This is a genomic window from Vibrio sp. 1078-1 (assembly GCF_033340475.1).
In genome coordinates this window covers 12,008-34,178 of sequence record NZ_JAWOWM010000004.1, presented here as the reverse complement: position 1 = coordinate 34,178, position 22,171 = coordinate 12,008, and the positions used below count along the sequence as shown (strand labels likewise).

Annotated in this window: 17 protein-coding genes; 8 read left to right on the top strand and 9 right to left on the bottom strand. The window is 46.5% G+C overall.

Annotated elements, in window-relative coordinates:
* Positions 1-33 precede the first annotated feature (33 nt).
* Positions 34-558, top strand: a complete 525-nt coding sequence (locus R7190_RS10005; RefSeq protein ID WP_186584555.1) for a gluconokinase — start codon at positions 34-36, stop codon at positions 556-558.
* Positions 558-2,354: a phosphogluconate dehydratase gene (edd, locus tag R7190_RS10000; RefSeq protein WP_318137544.1), complete on the top strand. Its 1,797-nt coding sequence runs from the start codon at positions 558-560 to the stop codon at positions 2,352-2,354. The genes R7190_RS10005 and edd overlap by 1 nt, the downstream gene beginning before the upstream one ends.
* Before the next feature lie 710 nt (positions 2,355-3,064).
* On the opposite strand, the gene R7190_RS09995 is transcribed toward edd, so the two are convergent.
* The 4 genes from R7190_RS09995 to R7190_RS09980 all read right to left on the bottom strand — a co-directional run bounded on the left by R7190_RS09995 (position 3,065) and on the right by R7190_RS09980 (position 6,063).
* Positions 3,065-3,394 carry an SMR family transporter gene (locus R7190_RS09995; protein WP_005478614.1) on the bottom strand — a complete coding sequence of 110 codons (330 nt, stop codon included), beginning with the start codon at positions 3,392-3,394 and terminating at the stop codon, positions 3,065-3,067.
* Positions 3,391-3,795 (bottom strand): SMR family transporter, encoded by a 405-nt coding sequence (locus R7190_RS09990; RefSeq protein WP_005384225.1) that lies wholly within the window; start codon positions 3,793-3,795, stop codon positions 3,391-3,393. Before R7190_RS09990 ends, R7190_RS09995 begins: the two co-directional genes overlap by 4 nt.
* Before the next feature lie 269 nt (positions 3,796-4,064).
* A complete protein-coding gene (locus tag R7190_RS09985) occupies positions 4,065-5,000 on the bottom strand; it encodes a LysR family transcriptional regulator (protein ID WP_005379132.1) in 936 nt (311 codons plus the stop codon).
* A gap of 55 nt (positions 5,001-5,055) precedes the next feature.
* Complete coding sequence (locus R7190_RS09980; protein WP_017636149.1) at positions 5,056-6,063, bottom strand: substrate-binding domain-containing protein; 1,008 nt, start codon at positions 6,061-6,063, stop codon at positions 5,056-5,058.
* A gap of 219 nt (positions 6,064-6,282) precedes the next feature.
* Between R7190_RS09980 and R7190_RS09975 the strand changes: the two genes are divergently transcribed.
* The 5 genes from R7190_RS09975 to R7190_RS09955 all read left to right on the top strand — a co-directional run bounded on the left by R7190_RS09975 (position 6,283) and on the right by R7190_RS09955 (position 13,852).
* A complete protein-coding gene (locus tag R7190_RS09975) occupies positions 6,283-7,635 on the top strand; it encodes a serine/threonine-protein kinase (RefSeq protein ID WP_132937274.1) in 1,353 nt (450 codons plus the stop codon).
* Positions 7,636-7,648: 13 nt separating this feature from the next.
* On the top strand, positions 7,649-9,121 hold the full coding sequence (locus R7190_RS09970; protein ID WP_132937273.1) for a chromosome partitioning protein ParA: 1,473 nt from the start codon (positions 7,649-7,651) through the stop codon (positions 9,119-9,121).
* Between the two features lie 2 nt (positions 9,122-9,123).
* Complete coding sequence (locus R7190_RS09965; protein ID WP_005379118.1) at positions 9,124-9,696, top strand: sigma-70 family RNA polymerase sigma factor; 573 nt, start codon at positions 9,124-9,126, stop codon at positions 9,694-9,696.
* Positions 9,697-9,698: 2 nt separating this feature from the next.
* Positions 9,699-11,267 (top strand): hypothetical protein, encoded by a 1,569-nt coding sequence (locus R7190_RS09960; protein WP_132937272.1) that lies wholly within the window; start codon positions 9,699-9,701, stop codon positions 11,265-11,267.
* A 263-nt stretch (positions 11,268-11,530) separates the two neighbouring features.
* Positions 11,531-13,852 (top strand): acid phosphatase, encoded by a 2,322-nt coding sequence (locus tag R7190_RS09955; protein ID WP_132937271.1) that lies wholly within the window; start codon positions 11,531-11,533, stop codon positions 13,850-13,852.
* 207 nt (positions 13,853-14,059) lie between these two features.
* Here the strand turns inward: R7190_RS09955 and R7190_RS09950 are convergent, their stop codons facing one another.
* The 5 genes from R7190_RS09950 to R7190_RS09930 all read right to left on the bottom strand — a co-directional run bounded on the left by R7190_RS09950 (position 14,060) and on the right by R7190_RS09930 (position 20,678).
* Positions 14,060-15,079, bottom strand: a complete 1,020-nt coding sequence (locus tag R7190_RS09950) for an SPOR domain-containing protein (protein ID WP_213986419.1) — start codon at positions 15,077-15,079, stop codon at positions 14,060-14,062.
* Positions 15,080-15,236: 157 nt separating this feature from the next.
* On the bottom strand, positions 15,237-16,187 hold the full coding sequence (locus tag R7190_RS09945; protein WP_033907403.1) for an ABC transporter permease: 951 nt from the start codon (positions 16,185-16,187) through the stop codon (positions 15,237-15,239).
* A 2-nt stretch (positions 16,188-16,189) separates the two neighbouring features.
* Complete coding sequence (locus tag R7190_RS09940) at positions 16,190-17,167, bottom strand: ABC transporter permease (RefSeq protein WP_005379110.1); 978 nt, start codon at positions 17,165-17,167, stop codon at positions 16,190-16,192.
* A 147-nt stretch (positions 17,168-17,314) separates the two neighbouring features.
* Positions 17,315-18,868 (bottom strand): ABC transporter substrate-binding protein, encoded by a 1,554-nt coding sequence (locus R7190_RS09935; protein ID WP_318137543.1) that lies wholly within the window; start codon positions 18,866-18,868, stop codon positions 17,315-17,317.
* Positions 18,869-18,962: 94 nt separating this feature from the next.
* Positions 18,963-20,678 (bottom strand): dipeptide ABC transporter ATP-binding protein, encoded by a 1,716-nt coding sequence (locus tag R7190_RS09930; RefSeq protein ID WP_213986418.1) that lies wholly within the window; start codon positions 20,676-20,678, stop codon positions 18,963-18,965.
* Positions 20,679-21,339: 661 nt separating this feature from the next.
* On the opposite strand from R7190_RS09930, the gene R7190_RS09925 reads away from it, so the two are divergent.
* Positions 21,340-22,065: an HAD family hydrolase gene (locus R7190_RS09925; protein WP_085570081.1), complete on the top strand. Its 726-nt coding sequence runs from the start codon at positions 21,340-21,342 to the stop codon at positions 22,063-22,065.
* The last annotated feature ends 106 nt before the right edge of the window (positions 22,066-22,171 follow it).

The window sequence follows — 22,171 nt, the reverse complement described above, 5'->3', positions numbered from 1 at the left end:
GATCACGCGCAAATTTGGTTATGAGGATAAGTTATGGCTGGTAGTAGTGTCATCGTTATGGGCGTTTGTGCTAGTGGTAAAAGCACAATTGGTGAGCATCTAGCGAAAAAGCTAGGGCGTAAATTCATTGATGGTGATGATCTTCATCCACGAGCGAACATTCAGAAAATGGCATCGGGCCAGCCTCTGAACGATGATGATCGCAAGCCATGGCTAGAACGCATTCGTGATGCGGCGTACAGCCTAGAAAGCAAAAACGAACACGGCATTATTGTCTGTTCAGCACTGAAAAAGATTTACCGCGATCAGATCCGCGAAGGCAACGACAACGTGACCTTCCTGTTCCTTGATGGCGATAGGGAGTTGATCCTTAATCGCATGCGTATGCGCAAAGGCCACTTCATGAAAGAAAACATGGTGAAGAGCCAATTCGAGACGCTAGAGCGCCCAGACAACGAGCCTCAAACTCTGATCATCAGTATCGACGGAGACATCAGCGACGTGGTGGAACGCTCTGCCGCTGAGCTAATCAAAATGCAAGCGATCGAGGTGGCGTAATGACTCACTCTGTTGTTCTTGAGGTCACACAACGTTTGACCGAGCGCAGCCGTGAAGCGCGCGCTGCGTTTCTTGCTCGCACCGAAGTGCAAACCGAAGCTGGCAAAGGCCGTGTTGGTTTATCTTGTGGTAACTTAGCCCATGCAGTCGCCGCTTCTTGCTCTTCTGAAAAGAAAAATATTCTCGATTTTACTCATGCCAATGTCGCGCTGATCAGCGCCTACAACGACATGTTGAGCGCCCACCAGCCGTACCAAGACTACCCAACGCAAATCAAACAAGTGCTGGCGGACTACGGCCATACAGCGCAAGTCGCAGGTTGTGTGCCAGCGATGTGCGATGGGGTGACTCAAGGTCAAGCAGGCATGGATATGTCGCTGTTTTCGCGTGACTTAATTGCTCAATCAACGGCGTTGTCTTTGAGTCACAATGTCTTTGATGCCACATTACTGCTTGGCATCTGTGACAAAATCGCACCGGGGCAACTGATGGGCGCGCTGTCTTACGCTCACCTACCAACGGCGTTTGTGCCAGCGGGTCTGATGGCAACAGGCATCAGCAACGAAGAGAAAGTCGACGTGCGCCAAAAATACGCAGCGGGAGAAGTCGGCAAAGACGCTCTGCTGGATATGGAGTGTCGCGCTTACCACTCTGCGGGTACGTGTACGTTTTACGGCACCGCCAATACCAACCAGTTGGTGTTCGAAGCCATGGGCTTGATGCTGCCAGGTTCAGCATTCATTCATCCCCATACCCAACTGCGTAAAGCGTTAACCGATCACGCGGCTCTGAAAATCGCCTCAATGACGGCGGGTTCTGCACACTTCCGTCCGTTGGCAGAAGTGGTCACAGAAAAGAGCTTGGTCAACGGCATCATCGCTCTACTCGCATCTGGCGGCAGTACCAATCACACCATTCATATGATCGCCGTGGCGCGTGCTGCTGGCATCTTGCTCACGTGGCAAGACATCAGCGATCTGTCGGATGTGGTTCCTTTATTAGCGCGCGTTTACCCGAACGGCCCAGCCGATATGAACGCGTTCCAAGACGCGGGGGGCGTGCCAGCGTTATTGCACCGCTTGAACGAATCCGAGCTTTTGCATCGCGATGTGAAACCCGTGTTTGGTGAATTTGAAGACCAAATGACGCTACCGAGCCTTGTCGATGGCCAACTGACCTGGACATCGTGCCAAGGCAGCCAAGACGGTGACGTGATCGCCAAACCAGACGCCACATTCCAAAATACTGGCGGCACTCGCGTATTGACTGGCAACTTAGGCAAAGCCGTGGTGAAAGTGTCTGCGGTGAAAGAAGAGCAACGCGCGATTGTTGCACCAGCGATCGTATTCCAATGCCAACACGAAGTGGAGGCCGCGTACAAACGTGGCGAGCTGAACAAAGACTGCATCGTTGTGGTCACACACAACGGCCCAGCGGCAAACGGCATGCCTGAACTACACAAGCTGATGCCAATTTTAGGGAACGTGCAAAAAGCGAGCTTTAAAGTCGCGCTAGTGACGGACGGTCGTTTATCTGGTGCATCCGGTAAAATTCCGTCTGCGATTCACGTTTCTCCAGAAGCCATTCGTGGTGGCGCGATTGGTTTAGTGCGCAACGGTGATTTGATTCGCCTTGATTGTCAAACGGGCGAACTGAACAACTTAAGCGACACCACTGGTCGCGAGTTGATTCATTTCGATACCGAATCGACCCAACAAACTTGGGGACGAGGCTTGTTTAGCGTGATCCGCCAAAACGTATCGAGTGCAGAAGAAGGCGCAAGCTTTATTGTTTAAGGCGAGAAGAAAAACCTCGTCATTCCGACGAGCCTAAGCAAAATCAGGAATTTAATATCAGCGTGCAGTGAAGTCAGAGAAAACTCCTCTGCCACTGCACTTTTTGTTGGTAGATTCTGAATCACACTCGTTCCTCGCAGTTCAGAATGACGAGCTTTAGGATTGGCCTCGGTTCTTTCTAAAAAACGAATGAATCCGTCATTCCGACGAGCCTCAGCAGGATCAGGAATCTAATATCGACATGCTATGACGTCAGAGAAAACTCCTCTGCCACAGCACTTTTTGTTGGTAGATTCTGAATCACGACCGTCCCTCGCAGTTCAGAATGGCAAGCTTTAGGATTGGCCTCGGTTCTTTTTAAACGAATGAATCCGTCATTCCGATGAGCCTAGGCGAGATCAGGAATCTACTATCAACGTGTTGTGAAGCTAGAGAAAACTCCTCTACCACTGCACTTTTTGTTGGTAGATTCTGAATCACGCTCGTCCCTCGCTGTTCAGAATGACGAGCTTTGGGATTAGCCTCAGTTCTTTCTAAAAAACGAATGAATCCGTCATTCCGACGAGCCTAGGCGAGATCAGGAATCTAATAGCAAAATGCTGTGAAGCCAGAGAAAACCCCTCTTCCACAGCACTTTTTGTTGGTAGATTCTGAATCACGCTCGTCTCTTGCTGCTCAGAATGACGATATCTAGCATTCAGTAAATTACATCAAGCGGTCTTCATCACTACGACGGCAGCAATCACCACAAAGATACCAAACCAGCCGATTGGTTTGAGTTTCTGCTTAAACAGCAAGGCTCCACCCACTGCGGTACCCAAGATACCGATCGCACCCCAAGAGGCATAAGCAATGGCTAAGTCGATCTCTTTCACCGCTTGTGCCAACAGCGTGAATGCTGTCAGTACCAACACAATCGCCGCAATGCCCCAGCCTTTATATTTAAAACCTTTTGAGCGTGTCAGCGCCATATTGGCCATGATATCGACCAAGGCAGCCATCACGACAAATCCAAATGACATCGTAAAAAATTGACTCATGATTCGCACCTTGTACTAGTAGAAAATGAACGTTCTTTTGCCGGTTTATCGGCATTTTTCTTGGCGTTAGGTTGACCATGTGATTCCCCTAAGGTCACACACACAATGCCAACAACGGCTAACATCAAACCAAACAACTCTTGATGGTTTAAGTGTGCATCAAAGGCGATGATCGACACCACGGTGATCAACGAGATACCTAACCCTTCCCAAACAGCGTATGCCACACCTATCGATATTTTCTTCGCGGCAAACGCGAGAAAGTAGTAAGAGATTGCGATCAGCACATACATTACGATGTAGCCCCACCACCCGTGCCCTTGTCCGATAAGAGACATAGTGCTGGTACCAGCCACTTCGGCAACGATGGCGAGCAATAAAAATAGACGTGCAACTAGCATGATTAATCCTCCATCAGAAATTAAAAAAATGCATAACGGAGAATGGTGAATGTCGCGTACCTGTATCGACATTCAAAAAGTTAAAAAGATAAAAATGAGCCACTTCTCCTGACTATTTGAGATAAGGTTAGCGCTGGGTAGGAAAAAGAGACAGGTAATTGAGATATTCATTTTTGAATATCTTAAGAAGTAAGTTGTCTATGTAATCACATAATATTGATAAGGTTAAAGCATCTACTCTCTCATTCAGCCGATGCCATCAGGTGACGTCATTGCGTAAAAATCAGCGGCGTATTGAGGGTTTGTCGCACCACTTTATGTAGGTGTCTGTGCAAAGGATGGTTGCGGTTGGTTTGAAGGAAACCGCCAGAGACCACAAACTGACTGAACTCACGATTAACGGGTGGCATTGCGTAAGAGGCGAGTTCTGGCATCAACAATGCCGAGCTTTGACTGGCATACATAATCGCGTCGGTTTCTTGCAACATTTGGCAAGCCAAACGCAAATTATAGGACTTCAGTAACACTACTGGCTCATAACCCATGCGTCGATACTCGGACTCCACGGTACAAAGCGGTTTATATGACGCAGGCGCAGGCAAAGAGACGAGTGGTAGTTTGGACACCGTGTCCCAATCATTGCTGACTTTCGACAACGTTGGGTGGTTTTTGCGCGCCAAAATCACTCGTTTTTCAACGAATAACGGGCGCATGTAAATGTCTTTCGACAGCTCGGTCTCTTGGTCAAGAATGCAGTAATCGTGCTCGCCTTCTAACATTTCATCGTGCGAGTAAGTATTCCAGCTGGAAAAGGCAAAGTGCGCTTTGGGAAAGGCTCGATGACAACCAGTGAGCAGTCGCTGCCCTTGTTCATCCATCAAATAAGGGTCAGTTACAATCGCAATCTGCCCTTGGTATTGCAGTGGGTCGAACACTTCAAATTCTTGCACCACTTTTTCCAGTGGTGCAACCATATTGTCGAACTCGGCGGCGAGACGAATCGCCATGGGTGATGGCTCTACTCCATGTGCTTTACGCACAAAAAGCGGGTCATCAAACACTTGCTTCAACTTCATCACGCCGCGGCTGGCGCTCGGTTGAGAAATGCCAAGCTGCATTGCGGCCAGCTTGATGCTGCGGTTTTCCACCACGGCTTTTAATAAACGCATTAAGTTGAGATCCAATGCATCCAGCTGATGTGCCATACCCTAACCTACCAATACCATTGATGAGCGAATACAAAGAGCAGTTAACAATTAGTTAAACACTCTCTCCCGACGTGATCTGATAACCCATATCGAAGACTTTTTCTTCTTGCGTTTCGCCTTTCAGGCGCGCAATTAATAGCTCTGCGCTCTTTACACCAATTTGGAAACGCGGCGTATCAACGCTGGTCAGTTTCGGACTGATGGTTTGACCGATATCCAGCGCGTTATAGCCCGCCACTGCCAATTGCTGTGGAACTTGAATGCCACGTTGCTGCGCACTCAGCATGGTGCCAATTGCGATGTCATCGTTGGTACAGAACACCCCATCGAGCGTTGGGTGCGTTTCCAGTGCACGTTCGAGCAAATCATGCGCTAAAGAAAAACTCGAATGATCACCAGTTAATACATGTTTAGGTTCTAGCCCTGCTTCTGTCATCGCGCGATCGTAACCTTGCATCCGCAATTTGGTTCGCGTATCCAGACGCGCGCCAAAATAGACGATTGTACGCTTCCCCGTATCTAGCATCTGCTTAACCACGGTGTACGACGCATCTTCATGATCGAGTCCAACCGCCATATCAATCGGCTCCGATGGCAGTTCCATGGTTTCGACCACCGGAATGCCCGCATTTTTGATCATCTGTAATGTACGCGGCGTGTGATGGCTTTCAGTTAGAATAAGCCCATCGACTTGATAAGAGAGTAATGACGCGATCTTGCGCTCTTCTTCAAGCTCATCGTAGCTAAAATGCGCTAAAAGCGTCTCATAGCCATTGGCTTTGGTCACCATCTCTATGCCCTGAACAAAGGAAGCAAAAATTTGGTTGGACAAAGACGGCAGTAAAATACCAATGGCTTTACTGGAGGACTTTGACAACATCGCCGGTGCACGGTTTTCGATGTAACCCATCTCTTCAATCGCAGTCGCAATCTTGGCCCGAGTCTTTTCTGCCACCGATTCAGGGTTACGCATATAGCGTGAAACGGTCATCTTCGTGACGCCAACCTGGTCTGCGACATCCTGCAATGTCGTACGAGTTTTCTTATTCTGTTGAGCCATAAATATGTGATTTATCAGTAATGTTACAAGTAACATTATGACGAATAGACTCTCTGCCGACAAGCTCAGTGAAAATAATTCGCAAAATCATGACGTTATTACTCCATTAGCCATCAAATTGCGTTTCATGGATTGTGAATCAAAACCGAATAAATAAATGACATTTATATCAAAGTTCTTATAAAATGCCGTACCTAAAAGAATAAGACATTAGTCACAGTGCAGTTAGGCTCTAGCGAAACCCAGATTTACTACCACCTGCTTGATCTGGACGACTCCCAAAAGCAGCAATACCTCCAAGCATTGCAACGAAGTCAACCTGAGCTGTATCGACAACTCGTTCCTCTTTTAGCCAACGAGACACCGGAAGAACAACTAACGCAGTTACTTTATTTTGGTGCTCATCAGGCAACGAACCAAGACGTCGATCTAAGCGGAGAAATCATCAGTAAGTACCGCCTAACTCATGAGTTGGGGCGTGGTGGCATGGGTGTCGTATACGCAGCTCTACGTGCAGATGAAACGTTCGAGCAAGATCTGGCTATCAAGTTTATTCAAAGCAATTTGAGCAATGTGTTAGGGCAACGCGCACTCTTCGATGAAGCTCAACTTCTCGCGCGTCTAAACCATCCTTACATCGCGAAAGTGTTTGACGGCGGTCTCCATCAAGATTCGGTTTACATCGTGATGGAGCGGGTGTTTGGTCAAACTTTGGATGAGTATCTATCTGAAAATAAGCTAGAAAAAACGGAGAAGCTGCTGTTGTTTAAGCAGATCTGCCAGGCGATGGAGCACGCCCACCAGCACCAGGTTTTGCATGCCGATCTAAAACCAGAAAATATACTGATTGATCGTAGCAAGCGTCCCAAGCTGCTTGACTTCAACTTGACTCAAAAAGCGCACTCCAACCGAGAAGATTCACCCTCAGCGCTGATTGCGTTTAGCCAAAATTTTGCCAGCCCAGAGCAGCAAGCAGGACTGGTTCTAACAGAGCAAAGCGACGTGTACTCCTTGGGCAAAATTCTCGCTTTGATGTTTCCATCACCAACAATTTGGTCTGATGTTTACTGGGTGATAAGACGCGCAACGCGTCCTGCCACTCAAATGCGATATACCGATGTTAGAACATTGCGCATTGATATCGAACGAATTATCGAACGCCGTCCAATCGAGCAGAAAAAAAACTGGCCATTGTATAGCGCCTTTCGCTTGGTACAGCGACGTCCCCTTGCTTCGGTATTGTCAGGCATCATTGTGCTCTCTGGTGTGTTATTTGGCAGCGCCATGATGCAAAAGAATATCCAGCTGCAACAAGAGAAAAAGATTGCAGAAGATATGATGTACGAAATGACTCGCCTCATATTCCACGCGAAGGGGCAAAATGTCGAACATCTCTCAGTGAACTCCATGATGGAGTTAACACGAAGGCGGATACTCTCTAACCCAGATATCCCCAAACATATAAAACAAAAAATGTTGTTGGCGATGATGACACCGGTGCCAGAGAAGCACCTAACTACACCAATGAGTTGTCAGCCAAATTGTGCGTCTAAGGACAGCACCAACCAATAAGGCTTAAAACAAGATGTATACACGTTCAGTGGTATTTTGGCTGTCTGCATTGACGGCTACGTCCACGTTGGCAGCAGACGTTTCAGCTGCCACTTCACACCCACCAGCTTCAACCTTGAAGCAAGGCTACTTTATCGACGCCCCAGTGACTGGCCTGTATTACAAAACCAGTTCCAATATCACTGGCGTCACTCAGCAAGGAGCATTTCATTACCAACCCGGTGATGTAATTAGCTTCTTCCTTGGTAACGATGATAAAGGTTATCTGCTGACGACCTTATCAAGCCAAGAAGTGCTGACGCCGACGATGGCGACAACCAAACCTAGCCGCAGCATCAATATGACGCGTCTGCTGCTTTCTCTCGACAGCAGGCCTGAGAATCGTGAGGAAATTGTCCTAGCAAACCGTGTGCTGTCTGATCCTCACTTTCAAAGCCAGCTCAAAGGCCTTGATCTCAATTACCTGGATGACGCTAAACGCTACCTCAATCTCGATTGGGTATCTGTCAATGAGGCGATTGAGCACCTAAACGAAAGCCAGCAGTACATTGAAAAAAATTTTTCCTCTGATGAGATCATTTTTGAACCTCGCGACATGACGTTCAAAAACATCGTCATCAAAAAGAAGGATTGGCAAGGCCGCGCTTGTGCTTACGATCTACGCTATCAGCATCATCCCAAATATCGTCCTCCTATTGGTGAAACTCGATTCACCATCACCAAAGACTCATTGATTGAACACCCAAGCATTGGCGATCATTTTCAAGGCTGCTTCCTCTCGATGAAACGCCCCATCACGGAAGATGTCGTCGAACCGATAAGCAAGTTTGCGGATTGGTTTAATATCGTTGGTTGTTCAATCACAGGGTGCACCCGCAACGACTTGAATGGCTTCTCTCTCGAAGACTTCGATGATGAAGGCGACTGGAAGTACCGCTCCGTTGCCCTCAATTTTGATCCGAGCACCGAGTTATTGATGGAAAAAGTACAAGGTCTCGGGCGTAAAAAAAACATCCAACACAATAACCGTACAGAAATGCTCTGGTTTACGTATCCCAATACTAGCGAACACGACATTGACTACCTCGGTGTGTGGCAGCAAACCGAATACCACCAACAGTCCATGACACAATCATGCCTATTGATGCGCCATCAACAAGTCATGCGACTGCCGAAAAATACGGACACCTGCCCAACCGATACAAGCCTGTACACCCAAGATGTTACCCGCGAATTTGCCGACATGTGGTGGGTCAACAATAGCGCCCCCAAAGCCGAACTCGCGCAAATGAACGTCATGGTGCGTTGGTCAACAACCCCATCCGAAATCAATTACACCACCTGGGAATACTTGCCAGCTGGTGCAACTTGGGAGCAAGGCATTTTATATCGCTATCAACAAAATGTTCTGCGCAACCAAGACGGTTCCGATCGCATTGAAACCCACACCATTTCTGAATTTGTCAAAGTGAGCGAGGATGTATAACCATGGCAACAGCAGTAGCACTGACACAAATCATTCAACAATGGCAATCTGGTGATAAACGAGCTGAGAGCGAGCTCTATCAGTTTGCTTATTTACAGTTGCGTAAGATCGCCCAACATGAGCGTGAACGAAATGCAGAAAAGTACGGCACCGACAACAAAGTACTGGCAGACAGCGTCAACAGCACCACGGCATTAATTCATGATGCTTACCTGAAAATGTCCAACTGCGACATGAGTGAAATTGAAACAAAGCGCGATTTCTTTTTGATGGCCGCCAAAGTGATGCGTCAAATTTTGATCGACAACGCACGCTCGCACCAAGCACAAAAGCGTCAACACATTACATTGATGAGAGATGAAGAAGATCGTTTCGAGCAATTGATTATCATGGATAAAGCTCTGGATAGTTTCAGTAGCCGCTATCCACGCCAATCGAGCGCACTCAAACTCAAGTATTTAATGGGCATGAAAAACCAAGAAATCAGTGAGCTACTCGAATGCAGCGCAAGCCTGATAGAGAAAGACCTCAAATTCTCTCGCAGTTGGCTACAATCACGAATGGCGCACACGTAATCATGAACAAAAAGCTTTGGATAATCGGCGCAGTATGCGTCGGTTTGTTCGGTATTTACTTCATTTCAAACAAACACAATTTGGCATCTGTGGAAGACTCGTCAGACAACGCCGACAAGTCAACCCAGCAAGCACATCGTCAATATGAGCGCACATCTTTAGTTGAAGTAAAGCAAGCGTTGACAGGTTCTGCGTTGGATCGCACTCATAAAAAAGCGGGAGATGACGCATTTAACTCCGCCCTTTTAGGACAACCAGGCCCTGTTACGAATCCATTTCATACCACAGAAGACAACACGTTTTACGAGTCAGCATTGGGTGATAAGAACAGCCGACCACAAGAGGACCCATCAGAGAATAATAAACCCATCATCAACCTCACTGTGGAACAGCAGCTACAAACCATTATTTATGCTTGGGAGCTGAAACAAAACTCTCCGGTGAGTTATTCGCTCAACCTTAACCAGCTTTTTGAAGACCCAGATGGCGATCTCCTCACCACTCAGATTTGGCTTGAAAACGCCAATGGGTTAAGAGTCCTCAACCAAGGACAAATGATGGTGCAAGGAGCGCCTGAGGAAATAAAAACCACCACATATTTGGCGGTAGCAGCGCGCGATGATTATCACGGTAATAGCGATCATGCATGGGTCACAACGCGCTTTGAGTTACCCGTTATCACACCCGATCAAAATGACACAGAACACTCGTTAGTTGGCGATGTAGTTTATCGCCTAGAGACGACACAAAATCTTGCAGGTATCGCGTACGCGTATGAAGTGGTGTATTGCGAGGCCTTTCAGTTTGAGGGGGGCGAAGTAAGTTATGCCGCCTCACACAACAAACGCCAGTGTCCTGAAAAGGGAGACTTGAAAAAAGTGGGCAAGTACAAAATCAGTGATGACTCGTTGATCGTTTATGTCCAAGGTGTACGCCAAATTTGGACCATCAAAAAAGAATACCCATCTCAGGTTCATGAAGATACTCGGAACTACTTCACCACCGTGTTTGATGGTAAACAATTCGAAAGCTACACCATGCAAAAAAACAAGCAATCGATGGAAAAGCGCATCAACGCACCGACAGGGCGATATTTACGCCAGATATCCTTTTTTGACTATTTGTTACCTCTCCCAAGCGGGGGGTATCTGGTTGCTGAAGCTGGCAATTATATTTATCACTATGGTACTAAAGTCGTGGGTCCGCATGGTGAAAGTCTCGAATCCGATCTCAATTTACGAACTTATGGTCCTAACCTGTATTGTAGCGATGTCGCCATTTGGTATCACAGCCATGTCATTGCTGGTCAAGGAGACTATCAAATAGACATCATATCAGACCCTAACCCAGACGATCCGACTTACCAAATTGATTGCCACGAGTTCATCAGCGCCCCTGCTACTGGACAACAATCGTTATCGTTTGATCTTAACTATTCCCCTTACGATGAACTACTTGATGGCGAGGTGTATAGCTACATTTTACGTCCGAAACCTGAGCTCGCTGATCACGTTGAGGAATTTAAGATCAACATGATTTATCACGCCCCTGTCCTTAGCGACACCCAATAAACCTCTATTTACAGGTGGTTATTTTGACAAAACAATCATCACCAAAATAAAACTGGAAGCGTGATCAAATTATCAATTTTCCATCATAGACAAAAAATAGAAATAAATTTTACGGGTTTTGTGCGGATTTTCGTGTCTTGAACCTAAGCTCAATAGTCATTAAAAAGACACCACTCTCTTATATCTCACTAGTGAGATATAAGGAAAAAAATAATAAAAAAAGCGACTTTCTCATTCGGAAACGAAACAAGGACAAATAAATAATGAATAAGGTGAGTTTACTAGCAGCGTCAGTGGCTATCGCTCTTACAGGCTGTGGCGGTTCAGATGGTGGTTCAAACAGTGCTAACGACGGCGTTGTGATCACAGGTTTTGACGGCTACTTCAAGCATGCCGTTGTTTTTGAAGATACGAACAACAACGGCCAATGGGACACTCAAGAAACATTCCTTGGTCTGACCGATGAGAAAGGTCAGCTTAAATTGGATGCAAAACCAGAAAGCACTCTAGCGCTGCAGACCATTACACCAAACGGTGCAAAGCAGAAACAGCTTATCGCTTTGGATGCTAAAGAGTACGCTGGCAAATACACGGTTGATATGGATCATCCAGGCCAAGCCATGGCCCACGAAATCGTGTTCCGTGCACCAACATCGTCAAACGTGATTTCACCTATCACGGACCTTGTTGCGATTGAAATGGCAAAAGATCCAGCCATTAGTGAAGAAGACGCGAAAGCGAAAGTAAACCAAGCGCTAGGAGGCTCAGAAGAAGCACCAATTGATCTGTACAGTGATTTTGTTGAAGGTGCGACAAAAAACGCCGAACTACATAAAACCGCTCAGATTCTGACCGACTCGAAAGCACAAAACCCAACGAACTACGAGAAAAAAGCCACGGAGTTTGCTCAAGCGGCAAACCAAGAAGTGGAACGTCTTGTTGCATCTGGCGAAAACATCAATGACCCAAATCTACGTCCAATCATCACTGACGCGACCCCAGACAGCGACACCTTAGCACCTGAAACGGCAGTTAATAACAAGCTAACCGTAAACAAAATCGTCGAAAAGGCAGCTAAAGATAAGCTAGAAAATCTACCAAAAATCGTACAAGGCGTGGACTTTGATGGCTTAGAGCTAGACATTGAAGGTCTATTTGCAGACAAAGACCAAAACCTTGTGACAACCAAACTGACGCACAACTTTGCAGGCACAGGCATTGAAGTTGTGCAAACTGGCAACCTGATTGTTCTACAACCAACTGCAATCGTAGAGAAAGCTGGTGATTTTGAGATTGTTCTAACGGCGCAAGACATTGATTCGTCAGGTAAGGTTTTGGGTACGGTAAGCACCGTATTTCAGTTCGAAATCGAATCGGCAAACTTACCACCAATGGTTGTAGAAACAGAACAAGCGCATCTGCAGTCCATCGTTGATGGTTGGTACCTACAACAAGGTGAAGTATTTGAACAAACGCTCGATATTTCTAGCTTGTTCCAAGATAAAGACGGTCATATCACCGACTACTCAGCGGACTATGTGGACATTGAAGGTCTAACAGTATCTGAGGATGGTAATGCAATTATCACCATTAAAGGCACACCAACAAAAGCAGGTGAAGCTGGAGCAACACTTGCGATTAGCGCAACAGATGGCCATACCGCGGTACAAATTGCGCTCAGCATGCCAACGGTTATCGAAGGCGTCACGCCACCACCAGTAGTACCGACTTTGGGCTTCACTCACGAGCACTTCAACGGTCAAGAATGGAAAATGGGTAGCTTTGCACAGAAAGATGGTGAAATCGGCTACGCCATGTTGATGCAAGATTCTGAAGGCCTACTATTCTGCTGGGGTTCAAACCACGATGAGATGAGTCAAGAGTACAAAGCGAACATCAGTGACTTCCTAAAAGACACATGGGAACACGATGCTTACGCCATTCTTGCCGATCTGGACCAACAAACTGGTTACACAGAATACAACAATAAAGACTGTAACGACGTTGAGTTGAAAGACGGCAAGCTATACAACAGCTACGGCGACGAGTATGAAATGTTGTACCAGCACAAAACCGAGCATAACGGCACTCAAATGATCGTTAAAATCTCAGATGATGAGCTGTTCTGGATGGACTCAAGCAATACCCCATTCGCAGAATCACTTTCGGTTGCAGAACACATCAAACAAGGCACGGTAGAGCATGACTTGATGGTAGAAAGTAATGGCACAGGCGACGACACAGTCCTGAAATACTCGTCAGGTGCGTACGAATACGACACTGATACTTACAACTACACTTCGTTCATGCCAACAGGATTCCAAACTCCAGGTAATTGGGAAATCCAGAATGATGAAGACCGTGAACTGCTGATTCTAGAAGAAACAGGCTCAGAGTCAGATTACAAAACTCGTCATCGTTACATCAACCGCGATTTTGGTGACTTTTATATTGGTATTCGTTGGAGTAAAGAACAAAACGGTCATGAATCCGCACCGGAATATGGTCTGTACTCTAACAGCAAAGAAGCCATGACAAGCATCGCGAGTTCACTACCGATTTTGGAGCCTGGTGATGATGACTAAAGCAACCATCGTTAACCCTTGCTGTGATAGCGTGCATTTGCGTAGAAGACGCAGAACATTTTGGGAACGATTGGTCGGCATCAAAGAAGTGTATATCTGCTCTAACTGTCACAAAGAAACGCCACTCAAATAGCGATAATATTTGAGACCGCAAAAAGCCCCGAACTCGGGGCTTTCTTCTATATTTTGACCGCAATATCTGAGTCGTTATTTCACGCACACCACGTTCAATAATGAGGTCCCGGTGAGCTGATTGGGCTCACGATCGGCGAACAAACCTTTCTTATCTTTGCCCCAATACGGCAGTTGCAGTGGCCATTGATTTTTTTCCATCACCCCAGACGCCCTCAGCGCTTTAAACTCTGCAGGGTTAGCTAAGTTCATACCCAGTTGCTGACATACTTTGTGCGAGTTTTCGTAGTTGAGGCGGTTCCACGGCTTACCATGTTCCATGTAAAACTGATTATGGTGAACGAGTAAATATGGGACCACGTACGTTTTGCCCTGTACTGAAGTTCTCAACCGAACTTCAATGTCATCATTTCCAGTGACAATTGGCTTCGCTTTGGTCTTAGCAACAGGCGTAGACGAAGAGCTATCACGTAAACTTTTTGCCTTGGTATCTGGCTTCTCTGCCCGCGCTTTAAAGGCGTCGGTATCAGCTCGCACAGCAGGAACTGGCGCGGGTTTCGGGGTCACCGTCGGTGTTGGCTTAACCGAAGATGCGGCTGATTTCGACGATACAGTAGATTTAGGTGTAGGTGGTGTTACTGGTTGTTTCGTCCCTTTCCCAACCACTCGGATGAACGCCTCTTTGTAATTCGACAAGGTTTTGACTCCTCGTAAGTCATCCCTCGCATCAGACAATGCCTTGTAAGGTCCAATCAAACAGCGATAGCCTTTGGATTCAGGCTTCATCCATACGTCAGTCGTGATTTTACTATAGAGAGGCTTAGCTTTCGCGAGAGACATAGGCTTGGGTAGCAATCCGCATTGAATCCAGTAAAGGTAGTTGCCCCCCTGCGGCACTTTCTTTCCCCATACTCCGTTACCAATTGGGCACGTTTTCTCAAGCATCGGTAATTCTTTCTCGCTGGCTTGAGTGGCTTGGCAAAGGAACTCCTCCGCCGATACTGGGCTAGAAAACTGGGCGCATACTAGCAACAAACCCAAAGCCAGGCTTGCTTGGAAGATACGAGATGGGTGTTGTGCCTTCTTCATTTCCATACACTTCACTCTAAATTAGTGGGTAAGGTCATTATGGCGGCAAAGCGCCAAAAAAATGTGAACAAAGAATAACTAGCAAAAAAAGAGCCGGAATTTGCATCCGGCTCTCAGTTTAGGAAGGAATTAAGCAAATTTACAACGCTTGGCGGGAAAATTCTTAACCTTTGTACAGTTTCGGGTTGAATACGTCTCGTAACCAGTCACCCAATAAGTTGATAACCAGAACCAGTGTAACCAACACGATGCCTGGGAAGGCAGTAATCCACCACGCACCTGAGAAGATGTAGTTAAAGCCGATGCTGATCAGCGCACCTAGTGACGGCTGATCAACAGGAAGACCCAAACCTAGGAATGACAGTGCCGCTTCCGACATGATCGCATTCGCTACCTGTACCGTCGAGATAACCAAGATTGGTGATAGACAGTTCGGCAGGATGTGACGGAACATGATGCGTGGCGCTTTAAAGCCCATCACTCGTGCCGCTTCTACGTATTCTTTCTTCTTCTCTGCCAATACCGAGGCGCGAATGGTCCGTGCGTATTGCGGCCATTCTGCCACACCGATGATCACCACCAGCATGACCACCGCATATTGGCTGTAAAAATCACTGCCAAAGCTGGCTTTGAAGATAGCTGACACGATGATCGCGACCATCATGGTCGAGAACGACAACTGTACGTCTGCAAAACGCATCAAGAAGCTATCGATACGGCCACCGAAATAACCCGCCGACAAACCAATGATGATACCCAGTACCAACTGAAGGCCAACAGCCAGGAAGCCGATGGTTAGAGACAGACGAGAGCCGTAAAGAATGGTCGATAAAATATCGCGACCTTGCTCGTCAGTACCCAACACAAAGCGCTCATCGCCATCTTCCATCCACGAAGGTGGCAACTCAGAATCCATGATGTCGATAGACGTCAGATCGTACGGGTCTGTTGGCGCAAGAATCGGTGCAGCCAATGCCAATACTAAGAACATCATAAAGACGGTAAAACTCGCCATCGCCACTTTGTCGCGTTTGAAGTAATACAGAAAATCTGACTCTTTGAAACGCTGCCACGCTGATGGAGCAGGAGCTGGTGTTAAATTTGATTGGCTCATGATTAAGCTCCTTTTCCAGTTAGGTTCACAGTTGGGTTGATGATGCCGTACAGCAAGTCAACGATGGTATTGGTTACCACGAAGATCAGACCAACAAAGATAACGTAGGCAGTGATCAGCGGTGTATCTACACGGTTGATTGCCTCTAGGAAAAGGAAGCCAGTGCCCGGCCATTGGAACACGGTTTCAGTAAGAATGGTGTAGGCCACCATGGTACCAATCTGCACGCCACCTACCGTCAATACTGGTAGCATGGTGTTCTTAAGTGCATGTTGGTAATAAATCTTTTGTAAGTTCAAACCTTTTGCTTTGGCAAACTTAATGTATTCCGAGCTCAGTACTTCCAGCATTTCTGAACGTACCAGACGGATGAACAACGGCAGCATGATAGACGCTAGCGCAATACACGGCAGGATAAGGTGCTTAATGCCATCGATGGTAAAGAAGCCAGATTCCCAACCGAGCACGTTAGCGGTTTCACCTCGCCCATAGGAAGGCAACCAACCGAGTTCTATTGAAAAGACATACATCAGCATGATTGCGGTTAAGAACACCGGAATCGAGATACCGACACTGCTCATCGCCATGACAAATTTGGTAAAAACACTCTTAGGATGAATCGCAGAGTACACCCCAAGCGGAATAGAGAAAACAATGATGATAAGCGTCGCGCCAAACACGAGCTCTAATGTAGCTACCAGCTTGTCGAGAATCACCTCAACCGCAGGTCGCTTGAAAAAATATGAGGTACCCAAATCACCTTGCAGTGCATTACCCACAAAGCGCGTGTACTTTGTGATAAAGGGATCGTTCAGGCCTAAGTCGTCGCGTAGCGCTTGACGCTCCGATTCCGAAACCGACTGACCTACAAGCTCACGCAGCGGATCACCCAGGTTGTCCTGAATGGCAAACGCCACCAAACTGATCACAAACATCACTATCAGTGCCTGAAACAGGCGCTTGACCAGAAACGAAAACATTCCTTGCCCCTTAACTATCCATAGATCTCTAAATTAGAGAGAAAATTCAGTCTAAATAACCAACTCAATCCGACTGAAACAAAGCTGAGTCGAGTGCTTTAAGTTGAGGAGGGAAATCCATCCCTCCTCAAAGTCGACTAACCGTGATTATTCAACCACTAGGTCACCGAAGTAAGGCATTACCATCGGGTTAACGATATCTGCCGCTTTCACGTTAGACTTCGCGCCCCATGCTTCACTTTGCCAGTGTAGCGGTACGAATGCTGCGTCGTTGTATAGTGTCGCTTCTACGCCCTTCAGCATTTCTGCACGTTTCGCAGGATCCGTCTCTACGTTCGCAGCTTCAACCACTTTGTCCATTTCTGGGTTTGAGTAGTAACCACAGTTGTACTGACCACGACCGGTTTCTTCGTTACGAGTCATCGTTAGGAACTCGTTGAAGTTCGCTGAGTCTTCTGTATCTGAGTGCCAACCGATCATCAGCATGTCTGCCGCACACTTGTCGAACTCAGGCCAGTACTGCGCTTTTGGCATGGTCTTCAGATCAACCTTGATACCGATCTTAGACAACATTGCCGTCGCCGCTTGTGCTACTTTCGCATCGTTCACGTAACGGTTGTTTGGCGCGATCATCGTTAGCGTCAGGCCATTTTCGTAACCCGCTTCTTTCATCAACTCTTTCGCTTTCTTCAGATCGTAGCGAGGAACCAGTTTGTCATCGTGACCCACGTAACCTGCCGGGCTTTGCTGACCAGCGGCCGTTGCGAAGCCTTTCATGATTTTCTTCACAATACCTTCGTTATTGATTGCGTGAACAATCGCTTGGCGAACGCGAACGTCTTTCAATGCTTCGTTGCTGTTTTGGTTTAGTTGGAACGTGATGATACGAGTACCAGGTAGCGTAACTAGGTCGATGCCGTCTGCGTCTTCAACGCGTTTGTGGTCGTTTGGCGCTACAGGGTGAATCATGTCTACACCGCCAGAAAGCAGCGCTGCTACACGAGTTGCGTCTTCTTTGATTGGCACAAGTGTTAGCTTATCAACATTACCTTTCGACTCTTTGTCCCAGTAATCTTTAAAGCGTTCAAATTCCACTTTTACGCCCTGTTCACGTGAAGTCACAATGAATGGACCCGTGCCAGATACGTTAGTCGATGCAAATGAGTTACCGTGCTTCACTAACTCAGACTTGTCTTTGCCGTCCGCAGTTTTGCCCGTGTAGAACTTGCTGTCCATTGGGAAAATGTACGTTGCGGTTTGCAACACTAGTGGGTAAGGACCTTTAGTTACAAGATCGAACGTGTTGTCGTCAACTTTGACGATTTTTTCGTACGGGTCGAAGATGTTTTTAAAGTCAGGAGAGCTTTGTAAACGCTGGAACGTCCACACGACGTCGTCAGCCGTTAGAGTATTGCCAGAATGGAATTTCACACCTTCACGCAGTTTGAAACGAACAGTCGTATCGTTAATACGTTCCCAGCTTTCTGCTAGGCGAGGCTCGAAATCCATTTTTTGAGTAAAGCGAACCAACGGATCAAATACCATGTGTGACATTTGCAGTGTGCCACCTGATAGCTGCTCATGTGGGTCAAGCGATACTGGGTCAGCTGCATAGCCAACTTTGATATCTGCTGCCATTGCGTTAAAGCTTAGGCCCGCAGCCATTAGCGCCACTGCTAATTTGCTTTTCATGGTTTTCATTTGCATAACTCCTTCATGCGGGGATACGGATCCCTTGTTGTTGTGTTTGCGTCTTTGTTATGACTAAAGGTTAGAGCCAAGCGAATTGCTTGGTTTATGCCGTTTCGATCTCTTCTCGCAAGCCAGTAAACTCCGGCATCAGAGAAATCAATTTTTTGCTGTATTCGTGTTGAGGTGCCGTGAATAACTGTTCTGTTGGTGCCACTTCTAAAAGTGTACCCATTTGCATCACACCTACTCGGTCACACATCTGACGAATAACAGGTAAATCGTGACTGATAAACAACATAGTCAAGTTCAGCTCACTTTGCAGATCTTTCAGCAAGTTTAGAATTTGTGCCTGTACCGATACGTCCAGTGCTGAGGTCGGTTCATCACAAATCAAAAGTCGAGGACGAGTCGCCAACGCACGCGCAATAGAAATACGCTGACGCTGACCACCGGAGAATTCATGAGGGTACTTAAGCCCAGCCATTCGACCCAAACCAACATGATCCAATAGGTCATTCACGATTTGGCGAGTTTCCGACTCGTTTTTCGTCAATTTATGGAAACGGATTGGCTCAGCAATAATATCGAATACCTTCATACGAGGGTTCATTGAAGTATATGGGTTTTGGAACACCATCTGCATTTGACGACGCATCGGGCGGCGCTCTTTCTCAGAGGTTAAAGCGGTCAGGTCAATGCCCTCGAATTTCACCTGACCAGAGTTAGGTTGGTATAAACCAGCAATCACACGTGCAATGGTCGATTTACCTGAACCAGACTCGCCCACCAAACCAAAGGTTTCGCCTTCGTGCACTTCAAGGCTCACATTATTAGATGCTTGCACGTATTCTCGACGGCTCTCGAACAAAGAGTCTTTGGTCACAAAGCGAAGATTGACGTTCTTCACGTCCAAAAGCGGGCCAGTGTACTCACGCTCATCTTGGCTTTGTCCTAACCAGTGGTTCTTGATATCGAGTGGCTCCATTTCCGCCGCTTCTTCGATATAGCTTACTAACGGGAAACGATCTAGCTTTCTGTCTGAACGTGGTACCGCTGAAATTAGACTGCGAGTATAAGAGTGATCAGGATCGCCCAATACTTTGGCTGTTGGTCCAAACTCCACCAAGTCACCACGATACATTACCGCTACGCGATCGGTGACGTTGGAGACGACACCCATATCGTGAGTAACCAACATACAGCCGACATTGTTCTTGATACACAGCTCGCGGATCAAGTTGAGGATTTGGTCTTGGATAGAAACGTCTAACGCCGTAGTTGGCTCATCGGCAATGATCAGATCTGGCTCACCAGCCAAAGCAATGGCAATGACAACACGCTGACGCATACCACCAGAGAATTGGTGTGGGTACTGTTTTAAGCGGTTTTCTGGTTGCGGAATACCAACCTGCTGCATAAGAGAAAGCGCGCGCTGATACGCCTCTTCATCAGAGACCTTCATGTTGGCGTGGATCGTCTCTTTTAGCTGTTGCTCAACAGTAAAAAGTGGATTGAGCGAGGTCATCGGATCTTGGAAAATAAAACCTATTTTCGAGCCGCGAACCTTACGCATCGCTTCTGGTGATAGGCCAGAAATTTTTTCTCCATCCAGGAATACATCACCGCTAGCAACGCGACCTGGAGGGCTAAGCAAATCAATAACGGCGTTACCAACGGTGGATTTACCCGCACCTGATTCGCCAACAACACCCACGATTTCACCACGTTCAATATGAAAAGAAAGTGATTTCACGGCAGCGTGAACGCCGTGTCGGGATGGGTATTCAATACGAAGGTTTTTCACTTCTAATAGTGACATTTCAGACCTCTACTGCCTTGTCTGTGGTATCGAATCATGCCAAAGGCACCATTCATCACCTGAATGAATCCGTTCAAATTCAGAATAATACTCTGAAATCTTAATGCGGAAATAATTTGGCAAAAATCACACAAAAAAGCAACAATTAAAGTATATTCCGCCGAAAAAACATTAAATAAACGCACAATTAGCGAATAAAAATGCATTAACAAGTATTTAACCATTTTCATATCACACTATTTTTGTGCGTCATGCACCAATAAAACTAGAAAAATGCTCTAAAAGTAAACATGAGCTAAACAAGATCATTAACCATATTATTCATGTGCATTTATTAACATTTAACAAACAATATCATATGCAAAAAGTGTTTTTTCAACATAAAAAACTATTAATAAAATAGTCGGCAAATACAAAAAGCCAAACTTAGGAAGAGAAAGGATCGGTCAAAACGTGAACAAAACAGCAAAACCACACAAATCCTGCTCCAACGCAGATTATGCGCCACTTAAGCGGTTTATTGACTAAGCAAAGGAAAGTACCGCTATCCTCATTCGTACGTCATAAGAAAACTCGCCGATTTTAACCCTTTACGACACAATTGAGAGTGGGATAATAGATGAACAGTGTCAAAGCCAAGCCGTAAATAAAAGGAGCTCCTGTGCTTAAAGCGATTTTTTTTGATATGGACGAGACTTTATGTGCAACGTCACAAGCCGATAAAGTTGCAGGACAAGCGTTTACAACTTGGATTCATAAAACCTACCCACAAGTGACTGATCCAAAAGCGTTTTTGCAGCGCTACTTACAGGGTGTATACAAAAAGCTGAATGCTGAGTTCCCTCACCTTGTGGCTCTGCTACCCGATGAAAATGCCTTCCGTTGTGGCTTGATCCAAAACATCTTGGCGGAGCAAGGCGTCAGCATCACTGCAAAAGAGGCTCAACAAGCTCAAGACTACTTTGACTCTGCACGTATGGGCGCGTTCACTTTCTTCCCTGGTGTAAAAGAAATGCTCAGCGATCTTCGTCAACATTACAAACTCGTCGTGATCACTAACGGCCCGATTTTTTCTCAACACCCTAAATTAAACGCGACACAAATGAGCAACTGGGTGGACCATATTATTGTGGGAGGAGAAGAGCCAGAAGAGAAACCTGCTACAAGTATTTTCCAAAAAGCGCTCGACTTGGTCGAAGTAAAACCAGAAGAGGCTCTACACGTGGGCGACTCTTTACCTGCTGACATTGCTGGCGCTAACAATATGGGCATTTTGAGTGTATGGGTGAATGCGACAGGCGCAAGCAACTCAACGGATATAACGCCAAGTTTTGAAATCCAAGAAACGGTAGAACTGAAAGAAATCCTTAAAACACTCGCCCAATAAAAGCAGCGGATTAGAAAACTACAAAACCCCAGACACTGCTCTGGGGTTTATTTTGTCAGCTCGAAAAGCATTTGGATCATAGGTGGTCAAAAGCCCCTAGAGCTGT

Bases quoted from the DNA above. Each gene is read 5' to 3' on its own strand.
- R7190_RS10005 (WP_186584555.1), top strand. From the start codon at position 34: ATGGCTGGTAGTAGTGTCATCGTTATGGGCGTTTGTGCTAGTGGTAAA.
- edd (WP_318137544.1), top strand. From the start codon at position 558: ATGACTCACTCTGTTGTTCTTGAGGTCACACAACGTTTGACCGAGCGC.
- R7190_RS09995 (WP_005478614.1), bottom strand. From the start codon at position 3,394: ATGAGTCAATTTTTTACGATGTCATTTGGATTTGTCGTGATGGCTGCC.
- R7190_RS09990 (WP_005384225.1), bottom strand. From the start codon at position 3,795: ATGCTAGTTGCACGTCTATTTTTATTGCTCGCCATCGTTGCCGAAGTG.
- R7190_RS09985 (WP_005379132.1), bottom strand. From the start codon at position 5,000: ATGGCACATCAGCTGGATGCATTGGATCTCAACTTAATGCGTTTATTA.
- R7190_RS09980 (WP_017636149.1), bottom strand. From the start codon at position 6,063: ATGGCTCAACAGAATAAGAAAACTCGTACGACATTGCAGGATGTCGCA.
- R7190_RS09970 (WP_132937273.1), top strand. From the start codon at position 7,649: ATGTATACACGTTCAGTGGTATTTTGGCTGTCTGCATTGACGGCTACG.
- R7190_RS09965 (WP_005379118.1), top strand. From the start codon at position 9,124: ATGGCAACAGCAGTAGCACTGACACAAATCATTCAACAATGGCAATCT.
- R7190_RS09960 (WP_132937272.1), top strand. From the start codon at position 9,699: ATGAACAAAAAGCTTTGGATAATCGGCGCAGTATGCGTCGGTTTGTTC.
- R7190_RS09955 (WP_132937271.1), top strand. From the start codon at position 11,531: ATGAATAAGGTGAGTTTACTAGCAGCGTCAGTGGCTATCGCTCTTACA.
- R7190_RS09950 (WP_213986419.1), bottom strand. From the start codon at position 15,079: ATGGAAATGAAGAAGGCACAACACCCATCTCGTATCTTCCAAGCAAGC.
- R7190_RS09945 (WP_033907403.1), bottom strand. From the start codon at position 16,187: ATGAGCCAATCAAATTTAACACCAGCTCCTGCTCCATCAGCGTGGCAG.
- R7190_RS09940 (WP_005379110.1), bottom strand. From the start codon at position 17,167: ATGTTTTCGTTTCTGGTCAAGCGCCTGTTTCAGGCACTGATAGTGATG.
- R7190_RS09935 (WP_318137543.1), bottom strand. From the start codon at position 18,868: ATGAAAACCATGAAAAGCAAATTAGCAGTGGCGCTAATGGCTGCGGGC.
- R7190_RS09930 (WP_213986418.1), bottom strand. From the start codon at position 20,678: ATGTCACTATTAGAAGTGAAAAACCTTCGTATTGAATACCCATCCCGA.